Annotated in this window: 9 protein-coding genes; 8 read left to right on the forward strand and 1 reads right to left on the reverse strand. The window is 69.4% G+C overall.

Annotated features, from left to right (window positions below; translation table 11 throughout):
• Positions 1-61 precede the first annotated feature (61 nt).
• From ACIPC1_RS29645 to ACIPC1_RS29675, 7 genes are all read left to right on the forward strand, one after another.
• The gene (locus ACIPC1_RS29645; protein WP_402522324.1) at positions 62-1,426 is read left to right on the forward strand and encodes a phosphomannomutase/phosphoglucomutase; all 1,365 of its coding nucleotides are present in this window, start codon (positions 62-64) and stop codon (positions 1,424-1,426) included.
• Positions 1,427-1,681: 255 nt separating this feature from the next.
• Entirely contained in the window at positions 1,682-1,852 is a 171-nt protein-coding gene (locus ACIPC1_RS29650) for a Trm112 family protein (RefSeq protein WP_365442229.1), read from the forward strand.
• A gap of 30 nt (positions 1,853-1,882) precedes the next feature.
• The gene (locus tag ACIPC1_RS29655) at positions 1,883-3,010 is read left to right on the forward strand and encodes an SIS domain-containing protein (protein WP_402522328.1); all 1,128 of its coding nucleotides are present in this window, start codon (positions 1,883-1,885) and stop codon (positions 3,008-3,010) included.
• An 89-nt stretch (positions 3,011-3,099) separates the two neighbouring features.
• Positions 3,100-4,251, forward strand: a complete 1,152-nt coding sequence (manA, locus tag ACIPC1_RS29660) for a mannose-6-phosphate isomerase, class I (protein WP_402522331.1) — start codon at positions 3,100-3,102, stop codon at positions 4,249-4,251.
• 112 nt (positions 4,252-4,363) lie between these two features.
• Complete coding sequence (locus tag ACIPC1_RS29665) at positions 4,364-5,341, forward strand: cation diffusion facilitator family transporter (RefSeq protein ID WP_402522334.1); 978 nt, start codon at positions 4,364-4,366, stop codon at positions 5,339-5,341.
• Positions 5,342-5,719: 378 nt separating this feature from the next.
• Positions 5,720-7,177 carry an adenosylhomocysteinase gene (gene ahcY, locus ACIPC1_RS29670; RefSeq protein WP_402522337.1) on the forward strand — a complete coding sequence of 486 codons (1,458 nt, stop codon included), beginning with the start codon at positions 5,720-5,722 and terminating at the stop codon, positions 7,175-7,177.
• A gap of 100 nt (positions 7,178-7,277) precedes the next feature.
• Positions 7,278-7,892 (forward strand): hypothetical protein, encoded by a 615-nt coding sequence (locus tag ACIPC1_RS29675; protein WP_384383063.1) that lies wholly within the window; start codon positions 7,278-7,280, stop codon positions 7,890-7,892.
• A gap of 21 nt (positions 7,893-7,913) precedes the next feature.
• Here the strand turns inward: ACIPC1_RS29675 and ACIPC1_RS29680 are convergent, their stop codons facing one another.
• Positions 7,914-8,921, reverse strand: coding sequence for an RDD family protein (locus tag ACIPC1_RS29680; RefSeq protein ID WP_402522341.1), 1,008 nt, complete (start codon positions 8,919-8,921; stop codon positions 7,914-7,916).
• 119 nt (positions 8,922-9,040) lie between these two features.
• Here ACIPC1_RS29680 and ACIPC1_RS29685 point away from each other — a divergent pair, with 119 nt between their 5' ends.
• Complete coding sequence (locus ACIPC1_RS29685; RefSeq protein ID WP_402522344.1) at positions 9,041-10,048, forward strand: stage II sporulation protein M; 1,008 nt, start codon at positions 9,041-9,043, stop codon at positions 10,046-10,048.
• The last annotated feature ends 351 nt before the right edge of the window (positions 10,049-10,399 follow it).

Genomic DNA, 10,399 nt, shown 5'->3' on the forward strand with positions numbered 1-10,399 from the left:
CGGACTGTCAGTCCGTACAGGTAGTTTGAGGCGACCTAAGTGGACTTCTGGAGGGTTGGCCGTGACTGCTGATCTGTCGCAGCTCGTGAAGGCGTACGACGTACGCGGTGTGGTCCCCGACCAGTGGGACGAGCCGCTGGCCGAGCTGTTCGGGGCGGCCTTCGTCCAGGTGACCGGCGCGGAGGCGATCGTGATCGGGCACGACATGCGGCCCTCGTCGCCCGGTCTGTCACGCGCCTTCGCGCGCGGTGCGGCGGCGCGCGGTGTCGACGTCACCGAGATCGGGCTGTGCTCGACCGACCAGCTCTACTACGCGTCGGGCGCGTTCGGCCTGCCGGGCGCCATGTTCACGGCCTCGCACAACCCCGCCCAGTACAACGGCATCAAGATGTGCCGGGCGGGCGCGACCCCGGTCGGACAGGACACCGGCCTCTCCGAGATCCGCGAACTCGTCGAGTCCTGGCTCGACTCGGGCCCCCCGGCCCCCTCGGACGTCACACCGGGAACGATCACACAGCGTGACACGTTGAAGGACTACGCGGCGTACCTCCGCGGCCTTGTCGACCTGGCCTCCATCCGCCCCCTGAAGGTCGTCGTCGACGCGGGCAACGGCATGGGCGGGCACACCGTCCCGACAGTCTTCGACGGACTGCCCCTCGACCTGGTGCCGATGTACTTCGAGCTGGACGGCACCTTCCCGAACCACGAGGCGAACCCGCTCGACCCGGCGAACATCGTCGACCTCCAGAAGCGGGTACGCGAGGAGGGCGCCGACCTCGGCATCGCCTTCGACGGCGACGCCGACCGCTGCTTCGTCGTCGACGAACAGGGCGACCCGGTCCCGCCCTCCGCGATCACGGCCCTGGTGGCCGCCCGCGAGCTCGCCAAGCACCCCGGCGGCACGGTCATCCACAACCTCATCACCTCCTGGTCGGTGCCCGAGGTCGTACGGGAGCACGGCGGCATCCCCGTCCGCACCCGCGTCGGCCACTCCTTCATCAAGGCCGAGATGGCCACGTCCGGTGCGATCTTCGGCGGCGAGCACTCCGCGCACTACTACTTCCGCGACTTCTGGAACGCGGACACAGGCATGCTGGCCGCCCTCCACGTCCTCGCCGCGCTCGGTGGCCAGGACGCTCCGCTCTCCCGGCTCGTCGCCGAATACGACCGTTACGCCGCCTCCGGCGAGATCAACTCCACGGTCGACGACCAGAAGGCCCGCCTCGCCGCGATCAGAGCCACCTACGAGGGCCGCGAGGACATCACCCTCGACGAACTCGACGGCCTCACGATCACCGCCGCCGACTGGTGGTTCAACGTCCGCCCCTCCAACACCGAGCCACTGCTCCGCCTCAACACAGAGGCACGCGACGAGGCGACGATGGCGAAGGTACGGGACGAGGTGCTGGAGATCATCAGGGGCTGACAATGGTCGTTCAGCCCGTCCGGCGTTTGAGGACGAGCGCGTTCAGCGCGAAGCGGGGGTCTGGGGGCGGCAGCCCCCAGCTACAAGGGTCGGGTAGGGGCGGAGGGGGCGAGAAACCCGAAACCCCCATCCCCACCCGGCCGGCGCCCCACACCCGTCGACCAGGCCCAGCGCCCCCCCCACAGGCCAGCGCCGCGCCCCCGCCCACAGCGGTACCCTGACCAGGCCGCATCCACCCGTTCGGAAGGACACCCCATGCCGCTCGAAGCCGGCCTCCTGGAGATCCTCGCCTGCCCGGCCTGCCACGCCCCGCTCAAGGAGCAGGAGAGCGAGCTGGTCTGCACGAGCAACGACTGCGGCCTCGCGTACCCCGTCCGGGACGGCATCCCCGTACTGCTCGTCGACGAGGCCCGCCGCCCCGCGTAACGACGACCCGGCGATCGGAGGCTGCCGCCCATGCTCGACGAATCGCTGTTCGACGCTCCCGAGGCACTGGCCCAGGCGGACCGCCGCGGCCTCCTCAGGGGCGCCGCCGAGGCAGGCGCCCATGTGCGCACCGCCGCCCGGCACGCCGCCGAGGCAGGCATCCCGGAGCTCAAACCGGACGGCCGCCCCCGCGCCGTCCTGATCGCGGGCCCAGGCACCGCCGCCACCTGTGTCGCCGACCTGCTCGGCACCCTCGCCGGAGCCGGCTGCCCGGTCACCCGGCTGAGCCCGACCGGCGTCGCCGCGGACGCGGGCGCCCTGCGCTGGGAGCTCCCCGGCTGGGCGGGCCCCGTGGACCTGCTCCTGATCGCCACCCCGGACGGCTATGAGCCCGGCCTCTCACTCCTGATCGAACAGGCCTACCGGCGCGGCTGCACCGTCGCCGCCGTGGCCCCCGCCCACTCCCCGCTGCCCGAGTCGGTGGACGGCGCGCACGGCCTGTTCGTACCGCTGGCAACCACCCCGTACGAGCGGGAGGAGGTCGCGGCCGCGTCCGCCCCCGGCGTCCTGTGGGCGCTGCTCACCCCGCTGCTCGTACTCCTCGACCGCACCGGCCTGCTCACCGCGCCCCCGGAGGCCGTCCAGAAGGTCGCCGACCGCCTCGACCGTATCGCCGAGCGCTGCGGCCCGACGATCGCGACCTACAGCAACCCCGCCAAGACCCTCGCCGCCGAACTCGCCGAGGCGCTCCCAGTGATCTGGACCGAGGGCACGTCCGCGGGCCCGGCGGGCCGCCGCTTCGCCGCTGCGCTCGCCGAGTTGGCCGGACGCCCCGCGCTCACCGCCGAGTTGCCGGAGGCGCTCGCCGCGCACACCGCGCTGCTGGCCGGCGCGCTGGCCGCCGGCGCGGACCCCGACGACTTCTTCCGCGACCGCGTGGAGGAGCAACAGGCCATCCACGCGCGCGTGGTGCTCCTGCGCGACCGCCCGACAGGCGGCCTCACCGCCGCCCCGGCCGCCCGCGAACTCGCCCTCAGCCACGACACCGCGATCAGCGAAATCGAACCCGAGGAGGGCGGCGAACTCGAGACCCTCGCCGAGCTGATCGCCATCACGGATTTCGCCGCCGTTTACCTGGCGCTCGCCTCAGGCGCCTGACCTTGACGCACACGGGGTAGCCCGCACCGGACCTCCGCGTGGTGAGAAACGCCCGCTGAGCAGCGTACGTACGGAGAAAAGCACACACCATGGACCGCCTCGACAACACCATCCGCCCCTACGCCTGGGGTTCGACCACCGCCATCCCGCGGCTGCTCGGCGTGGCGCCGACCGGTGAACCGCAGGCGGAGATGTGGATGGGCGCCCACCCGGGCGCACCCTCGCGCACCGAACGCGGTCCGCTCACCGAGGTCATCGACGAGGACCCCGAGAAGGAACTCGGCCGCGCGGCCGTCGCCAAGTTCGGCCCCCGCCTGCCGTTCCTGCTGAAGATCCTCGCCGCGGGAGCCCCCCTCTCCCTCCAGGTCCACCCCAACCTCGAACAGGCGCAAGAGGGTTACGAGGACGAGGAACGCCGCGGCATTCCCATCGACGCCCCGCACCGCAACTACAAGGACGCCAACCACAAGCCCGAACTGATCTGCGCCCTCACCGAGTTCGACGGCCTGTGCGGTTTCCGCGCCCCCGCCGAGGCCGCCGAACTGCTCGCGGGCCTGGATGTCGACTCCCTCAAGCCGTACGTCGACCTGCTGCGCGCCCACCCCGAAGAGGCCGCCCTGCGCGAGGTCCTCACGGCGCTGCTCTCTGCCGACCGCGACGACCTGGCCCACACGGTCACCGAGGCCGCGGCCGCCTGCGCCCGCCTCGGCGGCTCCTACGCCCCGTACGCCGAGATCGCCCACCACTACCCGGGCGACCCCGGCGTCATCGCCGCGATGCTCCTCAACTACGTCCAACTCCAGCCCGGCGAGGCCCTGTTCCTCGGCGCGGGAGTACCGCACGCGTACCTGAACGGCCTGGGCGTCGAGATCATGGCCAACAGCGACAACGTCCTGCGCTGCGGCCTGACCCCCAAGCACGTCGACGTCCCCGAACTCCTGCGCGTCGTCCGCTTCGAGGCGAGCGACCCCGGCGTACTGCGCCCGGAGGCGTCCCCCGACGGCGAGGAGGTCTACGAGACCCCCATCGACGAGTTCCGCCTCTCCCGCTATGTCCTGCCCCAGGACGCGGCCCCACACGACCTCACCGCCGCGACCCCGCAGATCCTGCTGTGCACGGCCGGTTCCGTACGAGCGGACGGCAGCACGCTCGCCCCCGGCCAGTCCGTCTTCGTACCGGCGGGCGAAAAGGCCGAAGTGTCCGGCCCTGGCACGATTTTCCGCGCGACAGTAGTGGCCTGATGTGACCACTGTGGCGGCCTGACGCGCCGTTGTCGGAGCAGGCTGCAACAATGGCCCACTGGCAAAAGGCAGGCAAAGCCCTGGACGGCGTACGAAGGGACAGCAGGAGCACATGAGCGCTTCAGGCGGCACCAAGGCGATCGTGGCGGCACTCGGCGCCAATCTCGCGATCGCGGTAGCGAAGTTCGTGGCGTTCCTCTTCAGCGGTTCGTCATCGATGCTCGCCGAGTCCGTGCACTCGCTCGCCGACTCCGGCAACCAGGGCCTGCTCCTGCTCGGCGGCAAGAAGGCCAAGCGCGAGGCAACCCCGCAGCACCCCTTCGGCTACGGCCGCGAGCGCTACATCTACGCCTTCCTCGTCTCGATCGTGCTCTTCTCGGTCGGCGGCATGTTCGCGATCTACGAGGGCTACGAGAAGATCAAGCACCCGCACGAGATCGAGGCCTGGTACTGGCCGGTGGGCGTCCTCGTCTTCGCGATCATCGCGGAGTCCTTCTCCTTCCGGACGGCCATCAAGGAGTCCAACCCCCTGCGCGGCCAGAAGTCGTGGAAGGAGTTCATCCGCCACGCCAAGGCTCCGGAACTGCCGGTCGTGCTCCTGGAGGACCTCGGCGCGCTGGTGGGCCTGGTCCTGGCGCTGGTCGGTGTGAGTATCGCCCTGGCCACCGGCGACGGCGTCTGGGACGGCATCGGCACGCTCTGCATCGGCATCCTGCTCATCCTGATCGCGCTGGTCCTCGCCGTGGAGACCAAGTCCCTCCTCCTCGGCGAGTCCGCGGGCCTCGAAGAGGTCAAGAAGATCGAGGCAGCCATCGTCGACGGCAACACGGTCACCGGCATCATCCACATGCGCACCCTCCACCTCGGCCCGGAGGAACTCCTGGTCGCCGCCAAGATCGCCGTCCAGCACGACGACACCGCCGCCGAGGTGGCCACCGCGATCAACGCCGCCGAGTCCCGCATCCGGGAAGCGGTCCCGATCGCCCGCGTCATCTACCTGGAGCCCGACATCTACAACGAGGCCGACGCGGCGAAGGGCCCGAACCCAGAAGCAACACCGGGCGGCCCGGCACACCCCACCGAGCACTGATCTCCACTCGTACGTCCCTGGGGCCCGCCGGAAGTACAGGTGGGCCCCTTTCCGTCGGATCTGCGAGCCCCGTCAGACCTCACCCATACCTCTGACCTGCACCGGCCACGGTTGGCACAGCCGGATCATGCCTTTCCCGGTCGTACGCGGACTGGGGAGGGCCGGGGTCACCGGTGTAGCTTGGTGGTTGAGCCAGACGTCGCTGCTGATGGCGGTCGGTCGGTCCCATCGCGGACCGGCCGAGGGAGAGAGGGCCTCCGACGGACTGCGTTGCGCGCACCGGGCACTCCTGTGCCCAGCGGGGCACGCGTATGCCCGCCGCCGCGCAGACCAGCCGTACCACCTCGCCCCAATCCCGAACCCGAGGAGCAGCTCGACATGACGACTGTCGACAACCGACAGGACTTCAAAGTCGCCGACCTCTCCCTGGCCGCCTTCGGCCGCAAGGAGATCACCCTCGCCGAGCACGAGATGCCCGGCCTGATGTCGATCCGCAAGGAGTACGCCGAGGCACAGCCCCTCGCGGGCGCCCGCGTCACCGGCTCCCTGCACATGACGGTGCAGACCGCCGTCCTCATCGAGACCCTGGTCGCCCTCGGCGCCGAGGTCCGCTGGGCCTCCTGCAACATCTTCTCCACCCAGGACCACGCCGCCGCCGCCATCGCGGTCGGCCCGAACGGCACGCCCGAGAACCCGCAGGGCGTCCCGGTCTTCGCCTGGAAGGGCGAGACCCTGGAGGAGTACTGGTGGTGCACGGAGCAGGCCCTGACCTGGCCGAACACCCCCACCGGCGGCCCGAACATGATCCTGGACGACGGTGGTGACGCCACCATGCTCGTCCACAACGGCGTCCAGTTCGAGAAGGACGGCAAGGTCCCCTCCCTCGACACCGCCGAGTCCGACGAGCACCGCGTCGTTCTCGAGCTCCTCACCCGCACCATCACCGAGGGCTCGCAGAAGTGGACTCAGGTCGCCTCGGAGATCCGCGGCGTGACCGAGGAGACCACGACCGGTGTCCACCGTCTCTACGAGATGCACCGCGACGGCACCCTCCTGTTCCCGGCGATCAACGTGAACGACGCCGTCACCAAGTCGAAGTTCGACAACAAGTACGGCTGCCGCCACTCCCTGATCGACGGCATCAACCGCGCCACCGACGTCCTCATCGGTGGTAAGACCGCGGTCGTCTTCGGCTACGGCGACGTGGGCAAGGGTTGCGCGGAGTCCCTGCGCGGCCAGGGCGCCCGCGTGATCATCACCGAGATCGACCCGATCTGCGCGCTGCAGGCGGCGATGGACGGCTTCCAGGTCACGACCCTCGACGAGGTCGTCGACAAGGCCGACATCTTCGTCACCACGACCGGCAACAAGGACATCATCATGGCCGCCGACATGGTCAAGATGAAGCACCAGGCGATCGTGGGCAACATCGGCCACTTCGACAACGAGATCGACATGGCCGGCCTGGCGAAGATCGAGGGCATCGTCAAGGACGAGGTCAAGCCGCAGGTCCACACCTGGACGTTCCCCGACGGCAAGGTTCTCATCGTCCTCTCCGAGGGCCGCCTGCTGAACCTGGGCAACGCCACCGGTCACCCCTCCTTCGTGATGTCCAACTCGTTCGCGGACCAGACGCTGGCCCAGATCGAGCTGTTCACCAAGCCCGAGGAGTACCCGACCGACGTGTACGTGCTGCCCAAGCACCTGGACGAGAAGGTCGCCCGTCTCCACCTCGACGCGCTCGGCGTGAAGCTGACGACGCTCCGCCCCGAGCAGGCCGCGTACCTCGGTATCGAGGTCGAGGGCCCGTACAAGTCGGACCACTACCGCTACTGAGCTCCCCCGCCGAGCAGCGGTACCACCGCTCGGCGTACGGATGTCAGCAGGCCCTCGCCCCCGCGGCGGGGGCCTGTCCCCGATGAGGACCTGAACTCCCATGCCCCGCGGCCGTTATTCGCTCCATGATCCGCACGATCACACCCCCCTGGCTGAGGAACACTTCCACTGCGCGCCCGGCCCCTCCGGCTGGCGCTATGTCTCCCAACTCACCACCCCCTCCGGCGACCACGCAGGCTCCGTCGACCTCGCCCTCGACGACCTCGGCCGCCCCATCCGTCTTGAACTGAACGCCGCGAGCTGGCAGGTCCGCGGCGCCGCGCTCGACGGCGTCACCTGGGTCCGCACCGATCCCGCAGGCACGCAGGCCACCGAAGGCAATGTCCGCGCCCACGCCTTCACCGGCCCCTCTCCCGCGTTCCTCGTCGCCACCGCCCGCCTCCTTCGCCTCGCCCCGTCCGCCTCCGCGACCCGCGTACGCCTCGTCGCCTTCACCGACCCCGTGCTGGCCCCACGCACCCTCGACCAGTCCTGGGCCTTGATCTCGAGAGAAACACACGCCACTGACAACGGCCCCCTCACCGTGGACGAATACCAGGTCACAGCCCTGGACACCGGTGAGCAGCACGCCGTACACATCGCGGGAGACGTGGTGCTCGCGGCACCCGGCATCGAACTGGAACATCTCGAATCACCCCCGTCGGTATTCACCTGACGAGGTGCAGACAGACAGGACCTAGGCGGGCGGTGCGAAGCCGGTAGAAGGGCGGCCGCCCTGGTCGTGCCGCGGTGCGGCAGGCGGTGGCGGAACGGGCTGCGGTGCCATACCCGGCGGCGGCGGTGGCGGCGACTGCTGTTGCGTCGCGAGAGGGGACGGAGTTCCTGGAGCGACCGACGGATAGGGGTAGGTGCCCGGTCGCACGGGAGCAGGTCCGACCCCGCCCGGCATCCCGATCGTCGGTCCACCCGGGCCGCCGTACAGAGCCACGGCAGGCCCGCCACCGAAGGACCGCCGGACCTCCCGTGCCTGCCGCTCCTGCACCACGGCCGCCAGATATGCGGCCGGTGGAACTCCGGGCGGCGCCGGAGTCCCCGTACGGGCGGCCAGATCCATGGCGAGCCGCTCCGCCATCGCCCCACCGACCTGCGGATCCAACTGCCGCATCCGCGTCAGGTACTGCCGGATGGCCAGCCACAAACCGTCCGGAACCGCGGACAGATCAAGCGCGGCGAATCGACCCGTCAGCCAGGGCGGCGGTGGAGGCACGAAAAGCGTACGGCCGGCCGGGATCCTTTCCCGCACGACAAGGGTCCCCGCGAACACGTCACCCAGCCGCCGCCCGCGCGCCGACACGAGAGAGGCGATGCACGCGATGATCCCGAACGTCATCAGAAGCTCGACCACACCGACGGCACCACGAACCAGCGCATGCCTGAACCGGATGGGCCCACCGTCGTCCCGCACCACCCGCAGCCCGAACGCCAGCTTCCCGAGCGAACGGCCGTGGCTGAGGGTCTCCACGGCAATCGGCCCGCCCACCAGAACGAGAAGGAAGCACGCGATCGAGAGCGCGACCTGCGCAGCTTCGTCCAGTCCACCCGTCGAAGCCACCAAGCCGATGGTCACGACGACATAGACGATCGTCGCCACGATCAGATCCAGCAGGACGGCCAGCGTCCGGCTCGGGAGCTTCGCGGGGCGCAACTCCAGCGCCACCGCCTCGCCCGTCACTAGCTCACTCACGCTCGCCGTCCTTCCCCTGGCCTGCCTTGCGAATGTCCAGTCTGCCAAGCTGAGGGCACATCGCGTCGCAGTACGACAAGCTGACACTCACGACGAGTAGCCGAGGAGCAGCAAACCAGATGGACCTCGACGTCTTCGTGTCCGCCCACCGCGCCGAGTGGGACCGGCTCGACGCACTGATCCGCCGCCAACGCCGCTTGACCGGAGCGGAGGCGGACGAACTCGTCGCCCTGTACCAACGCACCGCCACCCATCTCTCCCTGATCCAGTCAAGCGCCCCCGACCCTCAGCTGACGGGGCGCCTCAGCCAACTGGTGGCACGCGCGCGTAGTGCCGTGACAGGCACGCGCCGCGCCTCCTGGCGTGATGTCACACGCTTCCTGACGCACGGCTTCCCGGCCGCGGTCTACCGCTCGCGCCACTGGTGGGTTCCCACGGCTCTCCTGTCCACCGTGATCGCGGCCCTCCTGGGGTGGTGGATCGGTACGCACCCCGAGGTCCAGTCCTCGATCGCGGCCCCCAGCGAACTGCGCGAACTCACCCGTCCCGGCGGCCAGTACGAGACCTACTACTCCAGCCATCCCGCCGCGTCCTTCGCGGCCCAGGTGTGGACGAACAACGCCCAGGCCGCCGCGATGTGCCTGGTCCTGGGCATCTTCCTGGGTCTCCCGGTCATCTGGATCCTGTTCCAGAACATGCTCAACCTGGGCGTCGGCATAGGCCTGATGTCCTCGGCCGGCCGCCTCGACACCTTCCTGGGCCTTGTCCTCCCGCACGGGCTCCTGGAACTGACGGCCGTCTTCGTCGCCGCGGGCACAGGCCTCCGACTGGGTTGGACGCTGATCGACCCTGGCCCTCGTCCCCGCAGCACGGCACTCGCCGAAGAGGGCCGAGCCGCCCTGGGTATGGCCATCGGCCTGGCCCTGATCCTCTTTGTCTCAGGCGCCATTGAAGGCTTTGTCACGCCGTCCGGCCTCCCCACCTGGGCCCGCATCGGCATCGGAATCGCCGCTGAACTGGCCTTCCTCGCGTACGTCTTTGTACTGGGCGGTCGTGCGGCACGGGCCGGTGAAACCGGTGACGTCGACGAGACAGAGCGCAGTGCCACCGTCCCGACAGCTGCCTGATGTGCGACCACCTTCGCTGACCTGCTAGTCTCCTCTTCGCCCCGAAAAAGCCGTTGACACGGAACGAACGGGGAGGTAGATTCGAACAGTTGCCTAGAACTGGACAAGTCCAGCGGCAGCCGTCTAGGGTCTGCCTGCTTCTGGAAACATCGATTTCCGAGAGGCCCCTCCCGATGATTCAGAAATGGATGCCGGTTAATCCGGCCCAAAACTTCTGATAAAGTCGGAACTGCCGGAAAGGGAAACGCGAAAGCGGAAACCTGGAAAGCACCGAGGAAATCGGATCCGGAAACGGTCTGATAGAGTCGGAAACGCAAGACCGAAGGGAAACGCCCGGAGGAAAGCCTGAGA

Origin of the sequence: Streptomyces sp. NPDC087263, from assembly GCF_044744645.1 — a bacterium.
Lineage (GTDB): Bacteria > Actinomycetota > Actinomycetes > Streptomycetales > Streptomycetaceae > Streptomyces.

Bases quoted from the DNA above. Each gene is read 5' to 3' on its own strand.
- ACIPC1_RS29650 (WP_365442229.1), top strand. From the start codon at position 1,682: ATGCCGCTCGAAGCCGGCCTCCTGGAGATCCTCGCCTGCCCGGCCTGC.
- ACIPC1_RS29655 (WP_402522328.1), top strand. From the start codon at position 1,883: ATGCTCGACGAATCGCTGTTCGACGCTCCCGAGGCACTGGCCCAGGCG.
- manA (WP_402522331.1), top strand. From the start codon at position 3,100: ATGGACCGCCTCGACAACACCATCCGCCCCTACGCCTGGGGTTCGACC.
- ACIPC1_RS29665 (WP_402522334.1), top strand. From the start codon at position 4,364: ATGAGCGCTTCAGGCGGCACCAAGGCGATCGTGGCGGCACTCGGCGCC.
- ahcY (WP_402522337.1), top strand. From the start codon at position 5,720: ATGACGACTGTCGACAACCGACAGGACTTCAAAGTCGCCGACCTCTCC.
- ACIPC1_RS29675 (WP_384383063.1), top strand. From the start codon at position 7,278: ATGCCCCGCGGCCGTTATTCGCTCCATGATCCGCACGATCACACCCCC.
- ACIPC1_RS29685 (WP_402522344.1), top strand. From the start codon at position 9,041: ATGGACCTCGACGTCTTCGTGTCCGCCCACCGCGCCGAGTGGGACCGG.